The organism is Flavobacterium paronense, assembly GCF_030409795.1.
Taxonomy (GTDB): Bacteria; Bacteroidota; Bacteroidia; order Flavobacteriales; family Flavobacteriaceae; genus Flavobacterium; species Flavobacterium paronense.
Window position 1 is genome coordinate 3028422 of sequence record NZ_JAUFQN010000019.1, and the last position, 26632, is coordinate 3055053.

General features: G+C 35.2%; 17 protein-coding genes. 9 read left to right on the forward strand and 8 right to left on the reverse strand.

Annotation, left to right across the window (positions count from 1 at the left end; genetic code table 11):
- Positions 1-11 precede the first annotated feature (11 nt).
- A complete protein-coding gene (locus QWY90_RS14475) occupies positions 12-1016 on the reverse strand; it encodes an AAA family ATPase (RefSeq protein WP_290286766.1) in 1005 nt (334 codons plus the stop codon).
- 243 nt (positions 1017-1259) lie between these two features.
- Between QWY90_RS14475 and QWY90_RS14480 the strand changes: the two genes are divergently transcribed.
- The 5 genes from QWY90_RS14480 to QWY90_RS14500 are packed head-to-tail and all read left to right on the forward strand — an operon-like array spanning position 1260 to position 5145.
- The gene (locus QWY90_RS14480; RefSeq protein ID WP_290286767.1) at positions 1260-2126 is read left to right on the forward strand and encodes an aldo/keto reductase; all 867 of its coding nucleotides are present in this window, start codon (positions 1260-1262) and stop codon (positions 2124-2126) included.
- Between the two features lie 19 nt (positions 2127-2145).
- The gene (locus QWY90_RS14485; protein WP_290286768.1) at positions 2146-3297 is read left to right on the forward strand and encodes an ATP-binding protein; all 1152 of its coding nucleotides are present in this window, start codon (positions 2146-2148) and stop codon (positions 3295-3297) included.
- A complete protein-coding gene (locus QWY90_RS14490) occupies positions 3290-4018 on the forward strand; it encodes a metallophosphoesterase (protein ID WP_290286769.1) in 729 nt (242 codons plus the stop codon). Before QWY90_RS14485 ends, QWY90_RS14490 begins: the two co-directional genes overlap by 8 nt.
- Positions 4019-4058: 40 nt before the next feature.
- The gene (locus tag QWY90_RS14495; protein ID WP_290286771.1) at positions 4059-4553 is read left to right on the forward strand and encodes a DUF6646 family protein; all 495 of its coding nucleotides are present in this window, start codon (positions 4059-4061) and stop codon (positions 4551-4553) included.
- 10 nt (positions 4554-4563) lie between these two features.
- Entirely contained in the window at positions 4564-5145 is a 582-nt protein-coding gene (locus QWY90_RS14500; protein ID WP_290286773.1) for a PhnA domain-containing protein, read from the forward strand.
- Positions 5146-5275: 130 nt separating this feature from the next.
- On the opposite strand, the gene amaB is transcribed toward QWY90_RS14500, so the two are convergent.
- The 3 genes from amaB to QWY90_RS14515 form a co-directional block, all read right to left on the reverse strand.
- Positions 5276-6829, reverse strand: a complete 1554-nt coding sequence (gene amaB, locus QWY90_RS14505; RefSeq protein WP_290286775.1) for an L-piperidine-6-carboxylate dehydrogenase — start codon at positions 6827-6829, stop codon at positions 5276-5278.
- Between the two features lie 169 nt (positions 6830-6998).
- The gene (locus QWY90_RS14510; protein WP_290286777.1) at positions 6999-7535 is read right to left on the reverse strand and encodes a 3-hydroxyanthranilate 3,4-dioxygenase; all 537 of its coding nucleotides are present in this window, start codon (positions 7533-7535) and stop codon (positions 6999-7001) included.
- Between the two features lie 63 nt (positions 7536-7598).
- The gene (locus QWY90_RS14515) at positions 7599-8708 is read right to left on the reverse strand and encodes an endonuclease/exonuclease/phosphatase family protein (protein WP_290286778.1); all 1110 of its coding nucleotides are present in this window, start codon (positions 8706-8708) and stop codon (positions 7599-7601) included.
- 138 nt (positions 8709-8846) lie between these two features.
- Here QWY90_RS14515 and QWY90_RS14520 point away from each other — a divergent pair, with 138 nt between their 5' ends.
- The 3 genes from QWY90_RS14520 to QWY90_RS14530 are packed head-to-tail and all read left to right on the forward strand — an operon-like array spanning position 8847 to position 13705.
- A complete protein-coding gene (locus QWY90_RS14520) occupies positions 8847-11660 on the forward strand; it encodes a TonB-dependent receptor (protein ID WP_290286780.1) in 2814 nt (937 codons plus the stop codon).
- Positions 11661-11670: 10 nt separating this feature from the next.
- Positions 11671-12288 (forward strand): choice-of-anchor J domain-containing protein, encoded by a 618-nt coding sequence (locus QWY90_RS14525; RefSeq protein ID WP_290286781.1) that lies wholly within the window; start codon positions 11671-11673, stop codon positions 12286-12288.
- Positions 12289-12301: 13 nt separating this feature from the next.
- Complete coding sequence (locus tag QWY90_RS14530; protein WP_290286782.1) at positions 12302-13705, forward strand: DUF5689 domain-containing protein; 1404 nt, start codon at positions 12302-12304, stop codon at positions 13703-13705.
- A 542-nt stretch (positions 13706-14247) separates the two neighbouring features.
- Here QWY90_RS14530 and QWY90_RS14535 read toward each other — a convergent pair.
- Genes QWY90_RS14535 through QWY90_RS14545 form a run of 3 tightly spaced genes read right to left on the reverse strand, consistent with a single transcriptional unit; the run spans position 14248 to position 24243 of the window.
- Positions 14248-16116: an OmpA family protein gene (locus QWY90_RS14535; RefSeq protein WP_290286783.1), complete on the reverse strand. Its 1869-nt coding sequence runs from the start codon at positions 16114-16116 to the stop codon at positions 14248-14250.
- 21 nt (positions 16117-16137) lie between these two features.
- Complete coding sequence (locus tag QWY90_RS14540; RefSeq protein WP_290286784.1) at positions 16138-17055, reverse strand: PorP/SprF family type IX secretion system membrane protein; 918 nt, start codon at positions 17053-17055, stop codon at positions 16138-16140.
- A 39-nt stretch (positions 17056-17094) separates the two neighbouring features.
- Complete coding sequence (locus QWY90_RS14545; RefSeq protein ID WP_290286785.1) at positions 17095-24243, reverse strand: fibronectin type III domain-containing protein; 7149 nt, start codon at positions 24241-24243, stop codon at positions 17095-17097.
- A 200-nt stretch (positions 24244-24443) separates the two neighbouring features.
- On the opposite strand from QWY90_RS14545, the gene hflX reads away from it, so the two are divergent.
- Complete coding sequence (gene hflX, locus QWY90_RS14550; RefSeq protein ID WP_290286786.1) at positions 24444-25667, forward strand: GTPase HflX; 1224 nt, start codon at positions 24444-24446, stop codon at positions 25665-25667.
- 9 nt (positions 25668-25676) lie between these two features.
- Here hflX and QWY90_RS14555 read toward each other — a convergent pair whose 3' ends face one another.
- Positions 25677-26459, reverse strand: a complete 783-nt coding sequence (locus tag QWY90_RS14555; RefSeq protein WP_290286788.1) for a THC0290_0291 family protein — start codon at positions 26457-26459, stop codon at positions 25677-25679.
- Between the last annotated feature and the right edge of the window lie 173 nt (positions 26460-26632).

A 26632-nucleotide genomic window follows, 5' to 3' on the forward strand; every position in this document is an offset into this window, starting at 1 on the left:
TATAGTTTCTACTAAGGAACTTCTATTTCGTTTACGATTTTGTTGATGATGTCAACAGAAGTAATGTTTTCGGCTTCCGCTTCGTAGGTAACTCCAATTCTGTGACGCAATACATCGTGAACCACGGCGCGAACGTCTTCTGGAATTACGTAACCACGGCGTTTGATAAAGGCATAACATTTGGCTGCAACAGCTAAATTGATACTTCCACGAGGAGAAGCGCCAAATCCGATAAGTGGTTTTAAACTTTCGAGTTTGTATTTTTCAGGATTACGAGTGGCAAAAACAATATCTAAAATATATTTTTCTATTTTTTCATCCATATAAACCTCTCGAACTGCTTCTTGTGCTTTTAGAATTTGGGCAACTGTAACGACAGGGTTTACTTTTTCATAAGAACCTTTTAGATTTTGACGGATAACCATTCGTTCTTCATCCATTTTTGGATAATCGATAACGGTTTTGAGCATAAAACGATCGACTTGTGCTTCTGGTAACGGATAAGTTCCTTCCTGTTCAATTGGATTTTGAGTAGCCAAAACTAAAAACGGTCTGTCTAATTTGAAAGTTGTATCTCCGATTGTAACTTGTTTTTCCTGCATCGCTTCAAGCAAAGCCGATTGTACTTTTGCTGGCGCACGGTTAATCTCATCTGCAAGAACGAAGTTGGCGAAAATTGGTCCTTTTTTTATAGAGAATTCGTTGGCTTTAATGTTATAAATCATCGTTCCAACAACATCAGCAGGCAATAAATCGGGTGTGAACTGAATACGGCTGAAACTACCGTGAACGGCTTGTGATAATGTATTTATGGCTAATGTTTTTGCTAGACCGGGAACGCCTTCTAACAGAATATGTCCTTGACCTAAAAGTCCAATTAACAATCGTTCTACCATGTGTTTCTGACCCACGATGACTTTGTTCATTTCCATTGTCAGTAAGTCGATAAAAGCACTTTCTCTTTCAATTTTTTCATTAATTGCTCTAATATCTAAAGCAGTACCATTTTCTTCCATAGTTACTCTATTTATTCTAATATGTGACGGTTATAATTTTAACATTTCAAAAGTGAAAATTTAATCTCTTACGAGATGTTAACAATGCGTTAAAACTTTACAAAACATCCCGATTTTAAGGATGATTTATGATTTTCTTTTTATAATTTTAAGACCTAATCTGTTTTCGGAAATTTTTAGTAGTAAAATAATTAAATTTCTAAAATACAAATTCATATATCTTCATCATTTAAAATAATTAAAATGAAAACAAAATTATCACCCATCGTTGCCGGAACCATGAACTGGGGAATTTGGGACAAAAAATTAGCTACTTCAGAAATGGAGCATCTAATTCATATTTGTATTGAAAATCAAATTACAAGCTTTGATCATGCCGATATTTATGGAGGTTATACGACTGAAGCTGATTTTGGAAAGGCTTTTGCCCAAAGTAAAATAGACCGAAATAAACTTCAATTGATTTCAAAATGTGGAATACAACTTGACCGAGGCAGAAATAATGCTATTAAACATTACGATTACTCAAAAGATTATATTATTTGGTCGGTTGAAAATTCATTAAAAAATCTACAAACCGATTATTTGGATGTTTTGTTATTGCATCGCCCAAGTCCGTTAATGGTTGCTGATGAAATTGCTGAAGCCGTTGAAAAATTAAAAAACGAAGGTAAAATTATTGATTTTGGTGTTTCTAATTTTACGGCTTCTCAAACCGAATTGATTCGTCAAAAAACAGAAATCAATTACAATCAGATTCAATTCTCAGCAACACATCATGAAGCGATGCTTGATGGAAGTTTAGATTATATGCAATTGCATGACATTCATCCGATGTCTTGGAATCCGCTTGGAACCGTTTTTAGAGAAGATATTGAACAAACCAGAAGGTTAAAAAAACTATTGGTGCAATTGGTTGATAAATATCATTTGGGCTCGGACACCATTTTGTTAGCTTGGGTTTTAAAACATCCAGCTAATGTCATTCCGGTTGCCGGAACAGTTAACATTGCTCGAATTCAGGCCTTGATGAAAGCCGTTGAAATGGATTTATCCCAATTGGATTGGTTTGCTATTTGGACGGAAAGTATGGGGAATAAGGTTCCGTAAAAGATTGTAATTTAGCCCAATGATTAACAAGCGTCTTTTGATTAAAAATCTTTTAGCTCACAATGATGAGTGTAGTTTTTATGATAAAAAACGCCAGTTGAATTTGCATACTAAAGAAGGAAAAGCCAAGTTTTTGAAACACATTTGTGCGTTATCAAATTCTAATCCTTCCAATAATTCCTATATTGTTGTTGGCGTTGAAGATCAAGACAATCAAATTACGGGCGATGATTTTTTTGATGACAGTAGGATTCAAAATTTGGTCAATGCTTATCTTGAAAATCCGCCCAAAATTCAATATGAAAACGTTCCATTTCCTAATTTACCTAAAGACAGAGTTGTTGGATTGGTAACTATTAAACCCAAACATAAAACTTCTTTTTTTAAGAAAAACATTCATACTATTTTGGCGAATACCGTTTTTGTTCGAGTAGGAAGCAATTCGATGCCAACGGAAAATAAAATCCCTTATTCAAAACTTAATATTGAAACAGTAATCAGTATTGAAAACAGTTCGAGAAACAGCATTGCATATACATTGGACGGTGTAATTGATTTCATGAATAATCGCCACAAAGACATGACGTCAAAGTATAATGTTTTCAAAGAATTGTTTGTAATTTGCTGGGCTGGAGTTCCTAAAAGAATTAGAGACACAACCTATTTTTCTCGTGTAGATATTGAACTGATAAATGAACAAGTAAAACTTTTTTATTCAGCTCTTGATGTTGTTTCTATTAGTTATGATGAGAAAAGTTTTACTATTATCGAGCACGTAGCACTTGGGCTGAATGACAAAACGAGTTATTATCCATTGGAGCAACTGACCATCCATTTTTTTGATAATGGCTATTATAAAATGGAAACCAAATTGCTTTTCGAACCACCGGCTTATAACAAAAAAATGCTGCATCATATTTACAATGCCACTATTGCAGTGATTAATAAATTAGAAAAAGGATTGCAACTTAGTGAGCGGGAAGAAAAGGATTTGGAAAATATATCTTCTACTTTAATGATTTGCTATCTCAATGGGTTTGATGAGGCAAAACAAAAACTGATAGCCGCAAAACTTTTTTTGAAGGCTCAAAAAAATCCAATGGTCTATTTGAGTTTTAAAGAAGCCTTACGAATATTAAGAAAAATGAAATACGATAAAAACAATGCGTAGAAAATTAGTTGTTGGTGACATTCATGGAGGTTTAAGAGCGTTGCATCAAGTATTAGACAGAGCAAAAGTCACTAAAGATGACATGCTTATTTTTCTTGGAGATTATGTTGATGGCTGGAGCGAATCGCCACAGGTTTTAGATTATTTGATAGAATTGAATAAAAAAAACAAATGCATTTTCATTCGAGGCAATCATGATGAGTTGCTTTTGCAATGGCTCTCTGTTAGCAAAGACAATCTTGAATGGTACAAACATGGTGGAGAAGCCACTGTCCTAGCCTATACTACTGTTTCAGCAGCAAAAAAACAAATCCATGTAGATTTTTTAAAATCGCTACAAGATTATTATTTAGACGAACAAAACAGATTGTTTATTCATGCAGGTTTTACCAATATGAATGGCATTCATTACGAATTTTTCCCAAAAATGTTTTACTGGGACAGAACACTTTGGGAAACCGCTTTGTCACTTGATGAATCCATTGCTAAGCATAGTCTTCATTATCCGAAACGATTAACATTGTATGACGAAATATATATTGGTCACACACCGGTAACCAAAATAAACGAAACAGTTCCAATACAAAAGGCTTGTGTGTGGAATATTGATACTGGCGCAGCTTTCAAAGGGCCATTAACCTTATTGGATATTGACACAAAGGAATTTTGGCAAAGCGAACCTTTAAATGATTTGTATTTTAATGAGAAAGGAAGGAATTAGATTTTTGGAATTTCTATATTTGCAGCAAAATTAAAAACACATGAAAAAAATAATCACAGTAGCGGCAATCGTTATGGTAAGTTTGGCAAATGCACAAGCCTATAAAGGAAAAGGAGATATTAAAGCACAAGTGGGATTGAACGTACAAGATCACGGAACAGGAATTAATGTTTCGGCAGATTTCGGAATTGGCGAAAACATGTCTTATGGGTTTGTAGCGTCTTATTTGCTTTCGGTTACTGAAGTTGCGGGTGTTAAACCTGATTTTGGAGACAGAGCTGATGCAAAAGTTCGTTTCAATGCTAACTTGGGAAATGTTTTCAAATTGGATAAAGCAATGGATATTTATCCTGGTTTAAATTTAGGGACAAGAAATTTCGGAGCCCATTTAGGTTTCAGGTATTTCTTTACAAATGGTTTTGGAATTTATACTGAAGCCGGAGTTCCATTAGCAAGATACGATTCAAATGTTCAAGGATTTGACGAGTATAATAATCAATTCGTGTTTCAAATTGGAGCATCATTTAATTTATAAAACCAACAACATGAGTGTTATCGACCAAAAATTAAACGAAAGAAGCGGTTCCAAATGTGAATTGTGTGGTTCAACCGAAGACTTGAGAATTCATTTAACCAAAGAAGAAGCCATATCTTTAGACAATTCGGTATTGGTTTGCTCAATCTGCAAAAACCAGATAGAAAACACTACACCAACCGATCCAAATCATTGGAGATGTCTTAGTGACAGTATGTGGAATGAGAACAAGCCTGTGCAAGTTGTTGCATGGCGAATGTTAAACAGATTACGTGCAGAAGGCTGGCCTCAAGATTTGCTGGATATGATGTATCTTGATGAAGAAACATTAGTTTGGGCAGGTGCTACTGGAGAAGGAGAAGATGAAGATGGCAAAATTGTGCACAAAGACGGAAACGGAAACATCCTGAAAGAAGGAGATTCTGTTGTTTTAATTAAAGATTTAGATGTGAAAGGAGCTAACTTTACCGCAAAACGAGGCGCTGCTGTTCACAACATCAAATTGGTTTGGGACAATGCCGATCAAATTGAAGGAAGAGTCGAAGGACAGCATATTGTTATTTTAACGCAGTATGTAAAGAAAACAAAATAGAGATAAAAGATCGTTGCACTGCAAGAAGAAAGAGAAAAGAAAAGCGTCCTGAATTTGGACGCTTTTTTATTTTATCGTTTCAGGAATTTTATTCTTTTTTCTTGCAGCGAAGCGGTCTTGAGTCTTTTTTCTAGAGATCAAATTTAATTCCTTGTGCCAATGGCAAACTAGTAGTATAATTGATTGTATTCGTTTGTCTTCTCATATATACTTTCCAAGCATCAGAACCAGATTCTCTCCCTCCACCAGTTTCTTTTTCACCACCAAAGGCACCACCAATTTCAGCACCAGAAGTTCCGATGTTTACGTTGGCAATTCCACAATCAGAACCTGCAACGGATAAAAAGGCTTCCGCTTCACGAAGATTATTCGTCATAATCGCTGATGATAAACCTTGAGCAACGCCATTTTGAACATCGATAGCATTAGTAACATCGCCAGAATATTTTAATAAGTATAAAACCGGAGCAAATGTTTCGTGCTGCACAATTTCAAAAGAGTTTTTAGCTTCTGCGATTGCTGGTTTTACATAGCATCCGCTTTCGTAACCTGTTCCGGTAAGAACGCCGCCTTCAACTAAGATTTTTCCACCTTCTTCAACAACTTTTGATAATGCTTTGTTATACATTTCAACAGCGTGCGTATCGATAAGCGGTCCAACGTGATTGTTTTGGTCTAATGGATTTCCGATTCGCAATTGACCGTATGCGCCAACGATTGCATCTTTTACTTTATCATAAATACTTTCGTGAATGATTAATCTACGCGTAGAAGTACAACGTTGACCGGCTGTTCCTACTGCTCCAAATACAGCTCCGATTACTGTCATTTTAATGTCAGCATCTGGAGTTACGATGATGGCGTTGTTTCCGCCTAATTCTAATAAAGATTTTCCTAAACGAGCGGCACAAGCTTGGGCAACAATTTTGCCCATTCTTGTTGAACCAGTTGCAGAAACTAGTGGAATTCTTTTATCGTGAGTCATTAATTCACCCACTTTATAGTCGCCGTTTATTAAACAAGAGATACCTTCGGGAAGGTTGTTTTCTTTTAAAACTTCGGCGATAATATTTTGACATGCGATTCCACATAAAGGCGTTTTTTCAGAGGGTTTCCAAACGCAAACATCACCACAAATCCAGGCTAAAGCGGTGTTCCAAGCCCAAACGGCAACTGGGAAGTTAAAAGCCGAAATGATTCCAACAACTCCCATTGGATGATATTGCTCGTACATTCGATGTCCCGGACGTTCTGAGTGCATTGTTAATCCGTGTAATTGACGTGACAAACCAACAGCAAAATCGCAGATATCAATCATTTCCTGCACTTCTCCGTAACCTTCCTGCAATGATTTTCCCATTTCATAGGAAACCAATTTACCTAAAGCTTCTTTGTTTTCACGTAATTTTTCTCCAAATTGGCGTACGATTTCACCGCGTTGTGGTGCCGGCATTAGTTTGAAAGTTTTGAAAGCTTCGGTTGCGGATTGCATTACTTTTTCGTAATCGGCAGCAGATGATGCTTTTACTTTTCCGATTAATTGTCCGTCTACTGGTGAATATGATTCGAAAACCTCACCGTTAGAAAACCAGTTGTTTCCTGTTGAAGTTCCTTCGTTTATAGCTTTTACTCCAAGAGTTTCCAGCGCTTCGGTCATGCCGAATTGTTGAGCAATTGTTGACATTGTATTATTTTAAATTTGATTGTTTGTAAAATTTAAGCAAAAGTAAATCTTTATTTTGAATTTTAGCCCAGATGGGAACGGCATCCTTTTTATGATTTAAAAAATCATAAAAAGATATAGTGGACAGCTGGAAATAGCTCCTGAAATATATTCATAATAAAAGCAATACTTATTTTGCTGTAAATCGAGAGTCAGTTTCCATTACGGTTCCGCATTTATCGCAGGTCCTAAGTTCTTTTGAATTATAGAAATGTTCAAAGTGTCCTAAAAAATCTTTTTCAATATCGGTTAATGGGAAATAGACTTCATAGAGTTTGTGATTGCAGTTATCGCAGAACCAAAGTAGTCCATCTTTGGCATTTGTACCGGCTCGTTTTAATTCGATTACCAAACCAATCGAACCGTCGCTTCTGTTGGGAGAATGTGGCGTTTTTGCTGGATGTAAATACATATCACCAGCTGAAAGTTTCATCGCTTTTTTTTCGCCATTATCCTGAACATAAACCGTGATTTCGCCTTCGAGTTGATAGAATAATTCTTCGGTTTCATTGTAATGATAATCTTTTCGGGCATTTGGACCTGCCACAATCATTACGATATAGTCTTCGGAATCTACATAAATGTTTTTATTGCCAACTGGGGGTTTTAATAAATGACGGTTTTCGTCAATCCATTGGTTGAGGTTGAATGGTTTTGGTATGGACATGGTAGTAATTTTCAGTAAAGTTATAAAATAAAAAAGTCCCGATACGTTCGGGACTTTAAAATATTATTTCACTTCTTTAATCAGATAAATGTAGGCGGGGAAGTGGTCGCTATATCCAACCTCAGAGGAGCCATGTCTTAACGGATAGCCCTTGTACTGACCGACGGTCGTTATCATAAAAGGTTTGTTGTAAATTCCGGCTTTCCAATAACGGAAAGAAGAAGTGTCTTTTTGGATTAAGGTTTCAGAAACCATGATTTGGTCAAAAATATCTCCGGCATCACGATAGAACAGTGTAGCATTACCTTTGTAGAACATTTCTTCAAAAGGGTTGTACACGCCAAATTGTTTTACATCTTCTTTTTTGCGCATGGCACCAACACCTTCTTTTACACTTTTGTTGTAAGTTCCGTCATTTAAATCGCCCATGTTTATAATTTTGGCATTTGGGTTGATTTTATATATAGAATCCATTATTTTTCGGTCTAATCTACCAGCTGCCTCACGGAAAGGAGAACTTTTCTTTTCACCACCAGAGCGTGATGGCCAGTGATTTACCATTATGTTTATTTCTTCACCATCAAGTAAGCCGGTTACTAATAAAATATCTCTAGTAAAAACTCGGTCCAAATTCTTATCAACTTCTGATTTATCATCAGCAGCATCGTCTTTTTCATTCTTTTCTTTGACGTTTGCTTTTAATTGGTTTTTGTAAATCAATAAAGGGATGTTTTTATAACTAGTTGGTTTAAAATGTCTCTTTTGATACAACAATGCCACATCAATTCCTCTTTTATCAGGCGAATCAAAATGAACAATTCCGTAATCTTTATTAATAAGTGCCGGTTCTTTGATTAAATCTTCTAGAACGCCTCTGTTTTCAATTTCAGCACCACCAATGAATGTTGGAGAGTTATTTGGGTTTTCTGTTGTTCCTATTTCTGAAAGCACATGAGCTAAGTTGTGCAATTTTTTGTGATATTTTTCAGATGTCCAGTTTTGAACTCCGTTTGGCAGCCATTCTTCATCATTGTTTGCTTCATTAATTGTATCGAACAAATTTTCAAAATTGTAGAAGGCAACGGTATGCACTATATACTTTTTTGATTGACCATTTGCTCCAATGATTGCGAATAAAACAAAGAAAAGAGCTATAAACTTTTTAATTCTCATAAAACATATATTAATTAATTGTCAAGTTTTTTACAAACTTCGAGCCAAAAGTAGATAATATTATTAAAAGATGTACATTTGTCGGCTTTAAGTTTTCATTAAGACTTAATGTTAGAAAAAATTAAACCAATTTTATTTATGAAAAAACTTGTCATTAGTGCTTTATTTTTATTACAGGTTGTTTTTGTCTTCGCACAGACAACAGCCGGAATTAAAGGAAAAGTTGTAGATTCAAAAAACCAAAAGCCGTTACAAAATGTTGTAGCATCTATTCAAAACACTAGTCTAACTGTATTAACAGATGCTAACGGTGTATTTACATTTTTAGATGCTCCAAAAGGAAGTCAATTGCTTCAAATTAAAAGTACTGGATTTAAAGATCAGTTGCTATCAGTTGATGTAGAATCTGGCAAAGTGTTAGATTTAGGAGTTGTGGTTTTGGAAGAAGATATCACATCGGAACAACAATTAAGTTTAATTACCATTACCGAAAATGATTTGGGTGATGATAACAGTGGTTCAGAAAGTACTGCTGGATTGTTACAAGCATCAAGAGATGCGTTTCAACAAGCAGCTGCTTTTAACTGGGGTCAAGCTCGTTTTAGAGTTAGAGGTTTAGATAATGAATATGGTACTACCATGATTAATGGAGTAACCATGAATAAAATTTATGACGGAAGACCACAATGGTCAAACTGGGGAGGATTAAATGATGCTACAAGAAATCAGGAATTTACAACGGGTTCTGGACCTTCTGACTATACTTTTGGAGGAATTCTTGGCACACAAGAAATCAATACAAGAGCTTCTATATACAGAAAAGGATCAAGAATTTCATTTTCAGGGACTAACACAAACTACAGTTGGAGAACTATGGCAACTCATGCTTCGGGAATGAGTACAAAAGGTTGGGCATTTGTAGTGTCTGCTTCCGGGCGATGGGCAAAGGAAGGTTACTTCGAAGGAACTGATTATGATGCAAAAGCATTGTTTGCTAGCGTTGAAAAGAAATTCAATGATCACCATTCCTTAAACTTTACTTCTATTTACTCTGAGAACAGCCGTGGTAAAAGTTCACCAAATACGGATGAAATTACAAGCTTAGCCGGTGTTAAATACAATTCATATTGGGGATGGCAAGATGGTAAAAAAAGAAATTCAAGAGATAAAGAAGTTAATGAGCCAATCTTAATGTTAACGCATTATTGGAAAGTTACTGATAAAACTAATTTAACTACATCGGTAACACACCAATTTGGAAAAATTGGAAACAGTCGTTTAGCATATCAAGGTGTTAACAATCCAGACCCTACTTATTACAGAAATTTACCAAGTTATTATACTTCGGCATATAACCCAGATGATTATACCGATTTTCTAGGAGATGATCCTGCAAATGTGGCAGCTGGTATTAGTGCAGCTTCAAGTTTTCTAGCAAACAGACAAATAGATTGGACTAATATGTATAATACCAATTTAAGTTCATCAGACGGGCATAGTGCTTACATTTTATATGAAGATAGAACAGATGATAAAGTGTGGACTGCTAATTCAGTTATAAATTCACAATTGGCTGATAATATCAATATGAATGCCGGGGTGACTTTTAGAAATTTAAAATCACACAACTTTGCTAATGTATTAGATTTATTAGGTGGCCAATATTTTGATGATAAAAATTATTTTACTAATACTGCCGATCAACAACAGTCTGACTTAAACAATCCAAACAGAACAGTCGGAGTGGGAGATACTTTCTCATACAATTATAACCTATTAGCTAACACTATTGATGCTTTTACTCAATTTAAGTTTACTTATAAAAAGGTTGATTTTTATTTAGCACAGTCGTTTACAAGAACGCAATATCAAAGAGAAGGATTATACAAAAACGGTATTTATCCAACAAATTCATTTGGAAAAAGCAATACCTACCTTTTTGAAAATTTTGGTTTTAAAGGTGGCCTAACGTATAAAATTTCGGGAAGACAATTCTTTAATTTTAACGCAGCCTACATGACCAAAGCACCATCTTTAAGAAATGTTTTCCCAAATGCACGTATAAATGATAATATTTCTGTTGGACTTCAATCAGAAAACGTTACAAGCGGTGATGTGAGTTACATCATAAAGGCACCTAAATTCAAATCAAGATTAACAGCTTATTATACTAATATTAAAAAAGGAACCGAAACTTCATTTTTTTATGGAGAAGGTGTTTTCTTAGATGATGGTGGAGATGGTGGAGATGCATTTGTTGCAGAAACACTTTCAAACGTTGAAAAACAGAATATTGGTTTAGAGTTAGGAATGGAGTATCAAATCACATCAACTATTAAATTATCTCTTTCAGGAGCTTACGGAGAAAACACATATAACAATAATCCAAATGTATCTTTGAATAATGATAATTTAGCAACACCAGACAATACTAATCCAGTTGCAGATTTTGGACAAGCAAAATTAAAAGGTTACAGATTAGGAGGAGGACCACAAACTGCAGCTTCATTTGGAATTGAATATAGAGATCCAAAATTCTGGTGGATTGGCGCCAATGCAAACTATATTGCTGATAACTATTTAAATGTATCCTCTTTGTTAAGAACAGCTAATTTCTTCAGAAATCCAAATGATTTAGAAGGCTTGTCTTTTCCTGAAATTACTCCGGAGAGAGCAAAAGAATTATTGAAACAAGAAAAATTTGACGATTTTTATTTAGTAAACTTAACTGGTGGTAAATCATGGAAAGTTGGAAAACAAACTTTTGGTTTCTTTGCCAGCATTAATAACGTTTTTGATGTGACCTATAAAACAGGTGGATTCGAACAGTCTAGAAAAGCTAATTACAGAGAAGTTAATCAAGACGTCTCAAGCGGAACTCCTGCTTTTGGACCAAAATATTTCTACGGTTATGGTAGAACTTATTTCTTAAATTTATATATTAATTTTTAATTAAATAGTTATGAAAAATTATAAAAAAATTGTTCTTGTATTCTTGGCTTTATTGCCATTTACAGGATGTTCACCAGAAAACGATATAAAAATAGCAGATTTTACAAAGTATGCATTTTATGAAGAGTTTCTTGGAAACACTACAGACGGTTCTGTTCTAAACATTACTGGATGGACAAATTATGCTCAAGTAGGAACCGTTAAATGGAATGAAGGGTTGTATAGTGGAACTAAATATGCAGAATTCACCTCTTACCAATCAGGCCAAGCATCTAACATCGCCTGGTTAGTTTCTCCGGCAATTAATATGGACACTATGAATAATGAAACATTAGCGTTTGATGTCGCTCAAGCTTACGTTTCATCTTCTTCAAACTCAATTGAGTTATTGGTTTCAACAGATTACGATGGTACAAATGTAATGACTGCAAGTTGGCAAACATTATCATTCAAAACACCACCATTAAATTATGATACTAATTTTACTTTTTTTAGTTCAGGATTAGTTGATTTATCTAGTTACACTGGAAATATATATATAGCTTTCAAATGTAAAGGTTCGGGAACAAATACGTCACTAGATGGAACATACGAATTGGATAACGTTAGAATTTTCGACAAAAAATAAATCATAAAATAATATGAAAAAAATAATTTTAAAATCAGGTTTACTATTATCATTGACAATCGGGCTTCTATCTAGTTGCGCTTCAGATGATCATTACTCAACACCAGAGAATACTTTGGTTACCTATGAATTGACAAGTACTAGAACTGTGGCTTCAGTTAGCACTGTTGCTACAGCTACACCGGTCCAATTTACTACAGACGATATAATCGAAGCGTATGTAACATCAAGTGATGAAAAGGGAACTTTTTACAAATCGATATCATTTCAAACTATTCCAACTGACGGTTCAAATCCGATAGGATTTAGTGTGCCTTTGAACGTTACAACATTATATGGCAAAGGATTCATACCAGGAAGAAAAGTTTTCATTAAATTGAATGGATTATACTCTGCAATTGTTTATGGTTCAATGCAAATAGGTTCTTTATACCAAGGGACTATAGGAAGAATTTCAGAGTTTGAATGGCAAGATCATTTATTTCCTTCAGCAACAGTTGTTCCTGAAAGTGAAATGATAAGAACTTTGAGTTTATCAGTAGCATATACAGATGCTAATCAAAACACACTTGTTGAATTAGACGGAGTACAATTTTCTGATACTTCTCTTAACAGAACATACTATGATGTAGATTCAGGTGGTGGTGCTACAAATCACACTTTAGTTTCTACAACAGGTACTTCTGGTAAAATAATTCGTTTCAGTAGTTTTTGTCCTTTTACTTTTAATCAAGTACCAAAAGGAAGTGGAAAAATCAGAGGTGTTTTAACTAAATACGATACCGATTTTCAATTCATAGTTAGATACGAAAGTGACATTAAATTAACTCTAGATCGTTTTGACACTTCTCCGCCAATTGTTGGAAGTGCATTAGCTTATTTGGGTTCATTTACCGAAAATTTTGAATCATATAGCTCAACATCACCAAATAATAAAATATTCCCTAAATATATTAATGATGCCGTTGTGGGAACAAGATATTGGCAAACCACTTTATTTGGAGGTAATAGATATTTACAAATGACTTCTTTTACTTCTTCAACTTCAACAACCTTAGTTAATGAAAATAACCGTTCAGTATTCTTAATACCTGTCGATTTGACTGCTGCAAATACTTTCTCGTTTCAAACTAAAGAAGGTTTTTCTAATGGTACTGTTTTAAAAGTGTATTACATTTTAGCCTCAGATTATACTCCAGGAGGAATAATAAATAATTCTAAATTGGTTGATATTACATCAAGTTTCACCTATTCACCAGGTTCAAGTTCAGGTTATCCAACAAACTTTACTCCTAGTGGAAACTATAATATCCCAGGAACAGTTACCGGAAATGGATATTTTGTATTCGAATATATTGGAAGCGGTTTAACTGGTCTTACCTCTACCATGCAAATAGATAATGTTGTAGTTAATTAGTAATTACATTTTTATAAAAAAGCGGCCTGAATTTTCAGGCCGCTTTTTTGTTTTATAGTATCCTTGATAATGTAGATTTACTTTGTCAGTTTACTTCGTTCTTCTATAATCTTGCTCTCTAAGTAGCTTCGAATAAAATAAGTTGTTAAATCGCTTTTAATTATATTAATGTTTTAATACTCCACGCAACCCAAACAGTAGTATAATGCCAAATACTATTATGGCTACGCTTGCAACATAACCGCGATTTGAGCTCCATGTGCCCGCTAAAGATTTAGCTGACTTTCTTTGTGTAATGGCTTTGAAATATAATGAACCCACTATAATTAATGCTAGACCGATAAATTTTTCCATATACATATTCACTTTATTCAAAATAATTATTTCCTTGCTAACAAGAGCCTTAAAATAAATTCCCTCAAGCTAATATAAGGCTATTTAAAAGACTTTTTTAGCTGGGCTAAGAAAACCACTTATAAAGCAAAAACCGTCTCGTTATCATAACGAGACGGTTTTTATATCAACAATAAGAAGTTGTTAAATTACTTTACAATCAAGAACTCTGAACGTCTGTTTAAAGCATATTGAGCTTCTGTACATGGTTTACAAATTTCTTTAGGTTCTAATTCTCCCATTCCTTTTCCGGAAATTCTACTGGCATCAATTCCTTTAGAAATTATGTATTGAACGGTTGATTTTGCTCTTCTGTCTGATAACGTTAAATTATAGTTATCGCTTCCTCTACTATCAGTGTGAGATTTTGCCATAATAACCATTTTGTCATTATTTTTCATCACCTGAATCAATTTGTCTAACTCAAAAGCACCTTCCTGAGTGATATTGGCTTTGTCAAATTCAAAGTAAATAGGTTTTAATATAATTTCTGTTTCGGTTACAATAACATCTATCGGTTGTAATGCTGCATCCACTTTTGCTTTTGGTCCTTTGCTTTTAGTTATAGCAAAAGTATTTCCTTCATAACCATCTTTTGAAGCCTGAACTACATATGCTCTGTCGCATTCAACTCTGTAGCTTACTTCACCTTTTGAATTTGACATTTCCGTGGCGATAACATTTTTCTTGTCATCAAGTATAGAAACGCTTGCATTAGACAAAATTTCGCCTGTTTTAGCGTTTGTAACAACAATTAATGCATCAACACCACAGATTGGATTAACAATAAAGATATCGTCGTTTCCGTTTCTGTTACTAGATAAGAAACCGATTTTTTTATTTTCGTTAAAGGTAAAAGCAAAGTCATCTTTTTCAGTATTTACTGGTTTACCTAAATTAACAGCCTCACCAGTAGTTAAGTCAATTTGATAAACATCCAATCCACCCAAACCTTGTTTTCCGCTTGAAGCAAAAAACAATGTTTTATTGTCATCTGCAATAAAAGGAAAACTTTCATTGCCTTCGGTATTAACTTTATTGCCTAGGTTTTGTGGCTCACCACATGTTCCGTCTGCATTAACTGCCACTTTCCAGATGTCAGTTGTTCCGGTACCCAAACTTCCGGGTCTGTTAGAGGAGAAATATAAGGTTTTACCATCTCTGCTCAAACTTGGGTTGCTGGTTGAAAACTCTTTGCTGTTAAAAGGCAACGATTCAATACTTCCCCAAGAATCACCACTTTTAGTTGCTTTGTAAATACTGTTTCTTCCTAATTTTAGATTGTTTTTCTTGTCTTTTTCGAAAGTCTTTTCTCTGAAACTATCACTTGAAAAATAAACTGTGTTTCCATCAGCGCTCATTGTCAATGGTCCATCATGATATTGTGAGTTTAATGAACTTACAGTTGTTGCATTGGTTACGGTGCCATCAGTATTGTAATCTGCTCTGTATACATCTAAAAAAGGTTCATCAGTCCAACCATAACTTTTTCTCGCACCATTACGTGCACTTGTAAAGTAAAGCGTATTGTCATAAAGAACAGCTCCAAAATCAGATTTATCACTACTGATGTCAGAAGATTTAACATCAAATAACTTAGCTTTGTCTAATAATCTTGGAATGTAATTAGGATTTTCATTAAATGCTTTAGCACGTAAATCACTTGGAGCAGCTGCAGCAAATTTTTTCATTTGCTTATTAGCATCCTCATATTTTCCTTCCGCTTTCAACATTTGAGCATAACGATAATACGTTTCAGCATCTTGTTGTGTCTCGGTTGCTTTGGCATACCATTTAATAGCTTCTGATGTATTGAACATGTTGTAATAAGTATCTGCTAATTGCTTATTTACATAGCCGTCAGCTTTTCCGTTTTCAACAAGTTTTAAATATTCTTTTGCTGCGTCAATGTACTCATATCGAGCGTAAAGTTTATCAGCTATTTTGGTGTTTTTATTTTGCGCCGAGATTGTAAAGCTAATGGCTACAAAACTTAATGTTATATATAGATTTTTCATTTTTAGGATTGCTTTATTAGGTTAGAAATATCTAGGCGATTGTGATACTTTTTTCGCGAAGTTTAAATCAAATAACAACATTACCTCGTGTGAAGCAGGTGTCACTACATTTAAATCTGAAATAATGTGATCATACGCATATCCTATTCTTAAGCTTGGGGTTATGGCAAAATTTACCATTGCTCCAAAAGAGTCTTCCAATCTATAAGTTGCTCCTAATTCTAATTTATCATACATCATGAAGTTAGCTGAGACATCAAAAGATGTTGGCGCATTAACGGATGATTTAATCATCGCAAATGGTTTGAATTTTAAATTAGGGTTGATGTCAAATACATAACCTCCGGTTAAGAAATAATGAATTACATCCGTTCCATATTGTCTGCCATCGAAATCTAAATACTTCGATTTTAACATATTTGGTACCGAAAAGGCAACATAATATTTATTTGTGTAATAGAATACCCCCGAACCAATATTTAAGAAGGTATTATTCGGATTTCCGGAACCAAAAACATCATCTCCTAAATCAGGCAATGTTGGATAAATAGTGTTAAAATCAATTTTGTGCATGGTAGCTCCCGCTTTTAAACCAAAAGCTAATCTGTGTTCACCACCTAAATTAAGTGTATAAGAGAAATCGGCGTAAAAGTTATTCTCCTCAACTGGCCCAATTTTATCTGAGATTACAGAAAGTCCCAAACCAACATTTCTTCCAACAGGACTATGGATAAAAAATGTACCAGTGGTCGGAGCATCTTCAATTTCAACCCATTGTTTTCTGTAGAGAAATCCTCCAGACAAACTCTCTTTTGAACCAGCATAAGCTGGATTCATCACACTCATGTTGTACATATACTGTGTGTAATGCGGGTCTTGCTGTGCTCTTAACTCGTTAATCGCTAAAGCCAATATCGCAATGAAATATACTTTCTTCATTTTGTTTTGTTTTATTTTGAATGCAAATTATATAGTAAGTTATTGTGCTCTATTGATGTAAATCCATCCTGTTTTGGTTTCACCATTATTTCGGTCAATAATGAAATAATAGGTTCCATCTGGAAGTTCGTCTCCATCATCTGATTTTCCTCCCCACTCATTAACATAGTTATTACGCGAATAAACTTTCATTCCCAGTCGGTTAAATATAGTTAATTTTTTAACATCATAACCCGTTAAATCAAAAGTGTCATTTAAACCATCATTGTTGACAGAAATACCTTTTTGTATAACACAGAAAACGGATTCAACATTAAAAGGAAGCGACTCGGTTGAACAGCCATCAACAGTTATGGTTACAGTATATGTTCCAATTTCTGTTACTGTTATACTTTGGGTATTTCCAACTATACCACCGTTAGAATTGTGCCAAACAAAAGCAGCGGTTTCGGGATTAAATGAACCGTTTACAGCTGTAGCAGTTAATATATAATTCACACTTTGACATCCACCAGTAAGTTCTATTGTTACCGGAGGAACTATAGTGATTTGAGTAGTTCCCGGAGTTGCAACTTCACAATTATTAACATTAGGATTCGCCGTATAAGTTACTGTATATGTTCCTGGTGTACTAGTTAAATCAATAGCTCCAGTTGTTGAATTTATTGTCAAACCAGTTGTTGAACTAAAGGTTCCGCCAGTTGCAAATCCAGCACTAAGATTAGGTAATTCGGAACCATTATTTGCACATAAAGGAGCATCATAGTTAAAACCTGTTACCAAAGTAATTACTGGTTTTATTTCTAATGAAAATGCAGGTGATGTTATTGCACTGACTCTACAAGTATTTGAATCAGCAGCAACAGTAACCACGATATCATAAACACCAGGAGTTGAATTTGCCAGATCAATTACACCAGAGGTTGCGTTAATAACTAAACCTGATGGAGTAGCCGAGAATGTTGCAAAACTACTAAAACCAGAGCTTAGACTTGGAGACAAAGTTGCCTGTGCATTTTTACAAATAGGCGTTGTATAACTAAACCCAATAATCGGTGTTATTGTTGGTTTAATTTCAATTGGCGCTGAACTTTGCCCGCCCGCAAGACATATTGCTGGTTGATTTGCTACAGTGTAATTAACAGTATGCGTTCCTGGTGTTGAATTCGCTAAATCGATTTCTCCAGTAGATGTGCTTATAAATACCAAACCAGTAGTAGTTACATCCTCTGAATAAATTCCTCCAGTTGTAAATCCTGAAGCCGGAATTGGAGTAGGGTTTGGAGTTGCATTTTGACAAACAGGAGTTGTGTAACTAAATCCAGTGACTGCAATAATAGGATTAATAGCATTAATAGTCACGGTAATAGGTGCTGATAAACAACCAGTAGTTAAATCTTTAACTACAAGTATATGATCACCAGCTGCTAGGTTACTGAATGTAGTACCCGATTGAAAAGCGCCACTATCAACACTATATTGATAATTGGAAACAACTAAAGAATAACTTCCAACATTAGTATAATCTTCAGGATCAATTGCAGTCCAATCAGCAGGATTCCATGTTGTGCTTGGTAAGGTTGCAGAATTTAATCGTCTGTAGGTATAACCTGGTTGGTTTAATGGTGAAAATGCCACACCATCTGTTCTTCCCCATAAATCTATTACGACATCAGCAGCGCTAGTTAATCTAATATTGTCATCAATATTTACACCGCCGCAACCCGCAAATACCAAATCAGGAATAACTCCTCCTGCATTTGTTGCACTTCCTACAGAAATGATTTTTACCGTATTATTAGGCATAGTACCCGACAATGTTAAATCACAAGAAGTTGTTGAATTACCATTGTTGTATATTTTTAACTTATAATTACTCAAATTTACAGTAGCTCCAGTTCCATTGTAAATTTCTACATAGGTTAATGAACCTGCATTTGCATCAGTAACTTCAGAGATAAATAAATCTGCTGGTAATGGTCCACTAGCATCTAATGCAGTAAAACTAATTGTCCCAGTTGACGGAGTACACAAAGATGGTGTGGTTGCAATATCCGTTGGAGTTGGAACTGTATTAATAGTTACAGTAAATGATTTTTCATTAATACACCCAGTAGCCCCAACTGCATATATATAAATCGTTTGACTGTTTGTAATAGGAGTTGCTATATCTAATGGTCCTATTCCTCCAGTTTGAGAGAAATAGTTACCGACAGCCAAACTTGGTAAAGTATAAGTATAACATGCCGCAACTGGTGCAGGTTGAACGATATTTGGCAATGCTATTATTTCAACTTGAGTAGAAGGATTTCCAGTTGTACATATTGAACCCGGCAAACCATAAACTACAGTATAAACTCCGGCCGAACTTAAACTTGGATTTATTTCACCTGTTGTTGGATTAATACTCAACCCAACATTAGGAATAGCAGAATAACTTCCTCCGGACGTACCTGTTTGAGTTACAGTTTGAAGACTGGTAATACTTTTACAATAAGACGGATTATTATAACTAATTGTTGCTGTAGTAGGTTCTGAAATATTTATAGTATATGATTTCACAAATTGAATACAACTCGCGGTTGCAGCAACGGTATTTGTAACTACATAGTTTCCTGGAGTACTTGCTTGAAGGTCTATTTCACCAGTGGCAGTATTTACAAAAACTAAACCTGGAGTGGATGAAAAAGTACCCGCTAATGAGCCTAAAGTTATAGTTGGTATTGGGTTAGGATTACCCGCTGCTCTACAATAGGAAGCAGGGCTATAACTAAAGTAAGCATCTGGACAACAATTTGTTGTTCCATGTCCAGAAGCCGTACTATTTGTTTGTGTTAAATTGATAAATCCAGGATTATCTGAAAAATTAGTAATTAATACAATATAAAATTGTCCCGCAATTGCATTAGCAATATTCAAATTTTCAGTTGCTGCTCCTGAGTAACTGCATCCTGTAGTTAGAGATATCGGAACGCCAATTCCAGGCGCTTGTCCACCGCTTATAGCGGCACAACCAGCAGCTTGACTTGTAAATGGACCCCATGCAGCATAATCTACATCTAAATCTGGTGTGCCACCAGCTGTAGAAGATTGTGTCAATAAATAATTAATAGGTCCCGTAGTAGCTACTTGAATCGTAAAGTACGCAGGATTTGGTGAAGTAAATAAACAACCTATAGTTCCCAAACTAGTCACGCCTGTTGTATTAGCATAATTTGTTAAGCTACATACTGTTGAGCCAGTTGGGCAAGTAGATGGTGTTGAAATACACAGATCAAATGTAGCTGTTTGAACGGCGGTAGAATTGGAATAAACTCTAATAAAATAGGTTTGACCAACAACTAAGTTATTTGCAACACTCGAAAGACTATTTGCAGTACTACAATATAACTGTGTCAACGTTCCACATTGACCAGTATAAACGGCGTGATTTAAGTCGGTTGTAGAACCAGTAACATTTTGTAATGAAATATTTAAATAAGTATTTGTTGCTACAAACTGAAACCAAACATCATCATTTGCATTACCAATACAAGGCGCAGTTGTTCCGGGTGTTGATGCTGTTGCACCAGTTATAGTACCTGGTGTAATTTGTTGACAAGCCGCTGATGAATTCACAGGGGCAAAAATTGCACCTGAACAATCATCATTAATTATTAACGTTAAAAAATCTTTACCAGAAGACCATGCACTTGAATCTGTAGAAGAACAAACCGCTCTTACATAAAAAGTATATTGAGTCCCCGGGTTTAAACCAGTTATTAAACTTGGATTAGCTGATACAATAACACCCGTAGCAGTTGGTAAAGGAATTGGTGATCCAAATGGGACATACAAAACCTCCCATTGTGTTGCAGGTGTTGTATTAGTGTCAGTCCAGCCTAATAATGCTGAAGTTGATGTGATGTTTGTAGCAGTTAAATCGATAGGCTTCAAACAAGTTGGTGCAGGCGCACATGTGACATTAGCAACCCATCCTGAACCGGTAAATGAACCATCACTTCTAAATCTAAAAGTTAAGCATCCAGTAGAACTTGAAGAAGTAAATGGACCAGGAATTGTTGTTCCCCAAAAAGCACCAGGGGTTGTTAAAGGGCCAAAACCTGTACCATTTGTACTCGATATTTGAGGAGCAGTTATTGAATTTCCATCAAAAACATACATACCGTCAAATGAATCTTCTGTATCAAAAGAAGTGAAAGTTACTGTTACTAATTGTCCAGGAATTGTAGGGCAAATTGTTACCGTTGAATCTTCATCATCAAGATAATCTGCTGTTAAACCTCCAGAGTCAACATAGATACCACCACAAACAGGTGGTGGCGCTGCTGTTGTAAATGGAACTGGTCCAGTCCAAAGACTGAAAGTACCATTACCGCAATCGGCTCTAACATAATATTCGTAAGATGTCAAAGGTGTCAAACCGGTTAAAGGGAAGTTTGTATTGCTGGTGGATGTAACTCCTGATCCTGAAGGAACGCCAGTGCCAGCTGGTTGAACAGCAACTTGCCACGAAGTTGATGCACTGGGGTTATCCCAAGATGCTAATGCAGAATCACTAGTAATTGATGCTACCGTTGCATTTGTAGGTTGTCCACAGTTAATTTGGTTGATAACTAAAGTATAAGCTGTAGTTTGTGGTGCAGCCCATGTAGAAATTACAAAATAATAGGTTGAACCAGCTGTGACAGGTAAATCGAATGATCTAATGCCTGTGCCAGAGTTTGCAACTCCTGCTAAACAGTTTACACCAATATTAGCACAACTACTGTATGCAAAAATACCTGAGTAAGTAGCTGTTGGTGTCATTGCTACATTGATAGTGCCAGTAAAAGTTGAAGTAAATGAATACACAACATCATTACCGTTCAAATAATTATTGGTTGAACCACAGCCTGACGCACCTGGACTTCCCTCTATTGGAGCATTATCTGCATAGTTGGATGTATTATCTGAAGTTGTGTAAGGTAGCGTAGTTACTACTATTGGAGCAGCACATGTAAATCCGGGTACTGCTGTAGTGAATGTTTGAGGGCCTGCCCATTCACTTAATCCAGAAATACCACCACAATCAGATCTAACATAAAAATTATAACAAGTTCCAGTAGTAAGTCCTGTAAATATATATGAATTAGTTGTAACTGGTGTCCAGCCTGTTGTTGAATTTGTTGGAGCAGGATCAGTACATGGTAAGGCTAACACTTGCCATGAAGTAGCAGTTCCTGTGCCTGTCCATCCAAAAGAAACAGAGGTAGGTGATAAACCCGCTGTTGTTAAAACAACTGGTTTAGGGCATGCTGGTGCTGGCGTACAAGTAATGTTGCTTGTCCAACCTGCAGCAGTTGTTGTGCCATTTGATGTAAACACAAAAGTCAAACATCCTAAAGCATTTGATGCTGTGAATGATGGAGGTAAAGTTGTACCTGATAAGTTTGCTAATAAAGTGCCAGATGTACTATTACCATCATAAATTTTTAAGAAGTCGGTATTGGCTTGCGTATTAAATGAAGTAAATGTTACTGTTACAACATCTCCTACAGTAACAGGGCATATAGTTGTTGTTTGGTTGGCATTATTAGGATAATTAGCAGCTAATCCGCCAGTATCAACAAAATTACCACCACAAACAGGCGGTGCAAGTAGCGTAGTTATTGTTGTTGGAACTGACCATGCACTACTATCAGTTAAACTACAAACCGCTCTTACATATATATCATAACATGTTGCAGAAGTTAATCCGGTTAGTGTGAATGGATTTGAACCTGCAGGAACAAAACCTGTTGAAACTGCAGTTGGAGCAGGCGAACCACAAGGTAAAGCTAAAACTTCCCATGCTGTTGCAACACTAGTATCCGGATTTTGAGGCTGAGACCAGTTTAATATAACAGAGTTTATAGTAATTGTGCCTGATGCTAAAGCGGTTGGCTTTCTACAGGTGGGCGGAGCATTACAAGTTATATTACTTACCCAACCAGCAGCTCTTGTTGAGCCATTTGATGTAAACACAAATGTCAAACACCCCAAAGCATTAGAAGCTGTAAAAGATGGAGGTAAAGTTGTCCCAGATAAAGTAGCTAATAACGGAGCAGCTGCGCTATTCCCATCATATACTTTTAAAAGGTCAACACCATTTTCAGTATTAAATGATGTAAAAGTCACAGTAACAAGATCACCAGGATTTGTTGGGCAAATTGTAGTTGTAACGTTTGCATTATTGGGATAATTCCCAGTAATACCACCAGAGTCAACAAAATTACCACCACATACTGGCGGCCCGACAAGTGTTGTAAAGTTGGCCGAAGCTACAGACCAAGGACTCGTAAAACCTGTTGTACATCTAGCTCTTACATAAAACTTGTAAGCAGTATTTGGAAGTAATCCAGTTACTACATAAGGAAAAGTAGTGGTTGTGTTTGTTGGAATTCCTGTTGGTGTCCCAGAAGCTAGAACAACTTCTATTTCCCAAGAGGCAGCTCCGGTTCCATTAGGATTTGTCCAGTTTAATGTTGCTCCGTTTGCAGTAATTGCAGAAACAGTTAATCCAGTTGGTACCAGACATGGAGTGTCTATACTGACATCATCAATTAACCATCTGTCGCCATCGATACTTGTACTTGGTTGTGTATATACTTTTACAAAAGCAACATAAACGAATTGACCACCGAAGGAAGTGCCTAAATCAACTGTTTTTTCTGTATAGATGTTAAAATTAGAAGTTGGTGTAATTAACTCATCCTCTGTCCATTGTTGTGCCAAAGAATAAGCTAATGGATCAGTTTGTGATGCAAGAGCAGGTGCCACTTTTATTTGATAAATAGTTCCTTGATTCCCACTAGTAAACATTCTTGTGTAAAAATGTAACACGCCGTTGGCTGGAATTTGTACAAGTGGAGTTGCTAAATAATCCTCGGATGTATTTCCTTGACCAATATTTTCCCCTCGGTTAACATAAGCAGCATTAGTTCCCTGATAAACAATAGGTGGTGTAGCAACAGTATTATTAATTCCCCAACGAACATTTGGTCCAACGGCATTGTCAAATACAGCCCAATTTCCGGTTCCTAATGTCCAGTTAGTTGACGGAGACGCATCGGGACCAGTTGTATTTTCAAAACCTTCTAGAGATAGCTGGGAATAACTACTTATAGAAATGAATAAAAACAGTAGTAATAAAGTAAATTTTTTCATAAAATGAAAAGTTTGAATTGTTTGTTATTTTTTTAAAAAATTTTGAAGTCCAAATTTAGTAAAATTTATGAATTGTTTACTAAATGTTTACTAAATGTGTTTTTTTAATATTATATTATAAAGATTTGTATCTATTATCCTCGAAACTAATGTGGTTTTTTAATTTTGAAATAACTAATTTTACCACACAATAAAATCAAATGTTAGAAAAAGAAAATATAAATTTTGAAAGAACAGTAATTGTTGGAATAATTACACAAAATCAAAACGAAGAAAAATTAACAGAGTATTTAGACGAATTAGAGTTTTTAACGTTTACTGCTGGAGGTGAAGTAATTAAACGATTTTCACAAAAATTGGAACGACCAAATCCTAAAACATTTTTAGGGACAGGTAAAATGGATGAAATTAGCTTATATATCAAAGAAATGAGCATTTCTACGGTTATATTTGATGATGAATTATCTCCGTCTCAACAAAAAAACATTTCTAAAATATTGGATTGTAAGGTTTTGGACCGAACCAATTTAATCTTAGATATTTTTGCCCAAAGAGCAGAAACTTCTTATGCCAGAACTCAGGTTGAATTAGCCCAATGTCAGTATTTATTACCTAGACTTTCTGGAATGTGGACACATTTAGAGCGTCAAAAAGGAGGAATTGGTCTGCGTGGTCCAGGTGAAACAGAAATCGAAACCGACAGAAGGATTGTTCGGGATAGAATAGCTTTATTGAAAGAAAAGATAAAGACAATCGATAAGCAAATGTCGGTTCAAAGAGGAAACCGTGGCGCTATGGTCCGTGTTGCCTTGGTTGGATATACTAATGTTGGGAAATCGACTTTAATGAATGTAATTAGCAAAAGTGAAGTTTTTGTTGAAAATAAATTATTTGCAACATTAGATACCACAGTTCGTAAAGTGGTTATTAAGAACCTGCCTTTTTTGCTTTCAGATACGGTTGGGTTTATTAGAAAATTACCAACTCAATTGGTAGACTCTTTCAAAAGCACTCTTGATGAAGTTCGCGAAGCTGATTTGTTATTGCATGTTGTTGATATTTCACATCCTGATTTTGAAGAACACATAACTTCTGTTAATCAAATCTTGTTGGATATAAAGAGCAATGATAAACCTACGATTATGGTTTTCAATAAAATCGATGCCTATAAAAATGAAGTAATCGATGAAGATGATTTAATTACCGAAAAAACATCCAAACATTATACGCTAGACGAATGGAAAGCAACTTGGATGAGTAATGTTGGAGAAAAAAACACCTTATTCATATCGGCAACAAACAAAGAAAATTTTGAGGAGTTTAGAGAAAAAATATACGAATCGGTTAGACAAATCCATATTACAAGATTTCCGTATAACAAATTCTTATATCCGGACTATAAAGACGCTGTAGAAAAAGAGTAGTTTTTATTTCTATTGTAGATAATAAATGTAACCAAAATTAAACCAAACATTCCAATCGTTTGCTCTATTCTCAGTATAAATAGTCTCATCAGGATTCAAACCATCAACCCAATTTGAAAAGTAATATTGTAATCTAAAGTCAACCATCAAATCTGATAATTCGGTCAACTTATATCTACAACCAACACTCGAAACGATAGACCAAACGGTTCCGCCTTGATTTGTAGTAGCATTGTAATATTTTATGGGTGTTGAAATAGGTGTGTCTAAAGGGCCAAGTAGAGACCAAGCTTTTGGGTCATAAAAACTAAACTGTCCTCCCAAACTAATAAACGGAGCGAATGAACCCAAAGTAGCTGTAAACTCTCTAATACTCAATGGGAAAAATTCTAATTGCATGCCAACATTGGTTACAGCCGTACTTCCTCTCATTGCTCTTAATTGATTTGCAACTAAACTAGTTCTGCTTGGATCAACCCATTTCCCAAAATGTTGCAATTCTGTTTTATTATAAGACAACTCACTTCTTAATTTGAAGTGGTCATTAAAATAAGTCTCCGGTGTATAACAATTACATTCAGCTCTATAAGAAAAATTCAAATAATGAATAATTCCGATTCCGTAACCAGTATTACCAATATTTGTTGAAAAGTCATGGCGTTCACCATAATCAGATTGAAAAGCAACTGGACCTATGATTGCCCCAATTTCATGAGAAAATCCAAATTGTGCATTTATACTATTTGACAAGCCAAATAACAACAGTAAGGTTATGATAAAATTTTTGGGCATTTGCATACTAATTAGTTCAAATCTCGACAAATATATAAAAACATCAATCAGTTATAAAATAAAATAAAAAATACTTGATTTATATACGAATAAATTAATGAAAGTATTTGAATATCGAGAATTATTGTACTCTTCATAACAATTTTTTAAAAGAAACATAAAAATTCTAAGAA

What these genes read in the sequence shown, in the direction of transcription:
- QWY90_RS14475 (WP_290286766.1), bottom strand. Translation starts at nt 1,016, where the DNA reads ATGGAAGAAAATGGTACTGCTTTAGATATTAGAGCAATTAATGAAAAA.
- QWY90_RS14480 (WP_290286767.1), top strand. Translation starts at nt 1,260, where the DNA reads ATGAAAACAAAATTATCACCCATCGTTGCCGGAACCATGAACTGGGGA.
- QWY90_RS14485 (WP_290286768.1), top strand. Translation starts at nt 2,146, where the DNA reads ATGATTAACAAGCGTCTTTTGATTAAAAATCTTTTAGCTCACAATGAT.
- QWY90_RS14490 (WP_290286769.1), top strand. Translation starts at nt 3,290, where the DNA reads ATGCGTAGAAAATTAGTTGTTGGTGACATTCATGGAGGTTTAAGAGCG.
- QWY90_RS14495 (WP_290286771.1), top strand. Translation starts at nt 4,059, where the DNA reads ATGAAAAAAATAATCACAGTAGCGGCAATCGTTATGGTAAGTTTGGCA.
- QWY90_RS14500 (WP_290286773.1), top strand. Translation starts at nt 4,564, where the DNA reads ATGAGTGTTATCGACCAAAAATTAAACGAAAGAAGCGGTTCCAAATGT.
- amaB (WP_290286775.1), bottom strand. Translation starts at nt 6,829, where the DNA reads ATGTCAACAATTGCTCAACAATTCGGCATGACCGAAGCGCTGGAAACT.
- QWY90_RS14510 (WP_290286777.1), bottom strand. Translation starts at nt 7,535, where the DNA reads ATGTCCATACCAAAACCATTCAACCTCAACCAATGGATTGACGAAAAC.
- QWY90_RS14515 (WP_290286778.1), bottom strand. Translation starts at nt 8,708, where the DNA reads ATGAGAATTAAAAAGTTTATAGCTCTTTTCTTTGTTTTATTCGCAATC.
- QWY90_RS14520 (WP_290286780.1), top strand. Translation starts at nt 8,847, where the DNA reads ATGAAAAAACTTGTCATTAGTGCTTTATTTTTATTACAGGTTGTTTTT.
- QWY90_RS14525 (WP_290286781.1), top strand. Translation starts at nt 11,671, where the DNA reads ATGAAAAATTATAAAAAAATTGTTCTTGTATTCTTGGCTTTATTGCCA.
- QWY90_RS14530 (WP_290286782.1), top strand. Translation starts at nt 12,302, where the DNA reads ATGAAAAAAATAATTTTAAAATCAGGTTTACTATTATCATTGACAATC.
- QWY90_RS14535 (WP_290286783.1), bottom strand. Translation starts at nt 16,116, where the DNA reads ATGAAAAATCTATATATAACATTAAGTTTTGTAGCCATTAGCTTTACA.
- QWY90_RS14540 (WP_290286784.1), bottom strand. Translation starts at nt 17,055, where the DNA reads ATGAAGAAAGTATATTTCATTGCGATATTGGCTTTAGCGATTAACGAG.
- QWY90_RS14545 (WP_290286785.1), bottom strand. Translation starts at nt 24,243, where the DNA reads ATGAAAAAATTTACTTTATTACTACTGTTTTTATTCATTTCTATAAGT.
- hflX (WP_290286786.1), top strand. Translation starts at nt 24,444, where the DNA reads ATGTTAGAAAAAGAAAATATAAATTTTGAAAGAACAGTAATTGTTGGA.
- QWY90_RS14555 (WP_290286788.1), bottom strand. Translation starts at nt 26,459, where the DNA reads ATGCCCAAAAATTTTATCATAACCTTACTGTTGTTATTTGGCTTGTCA.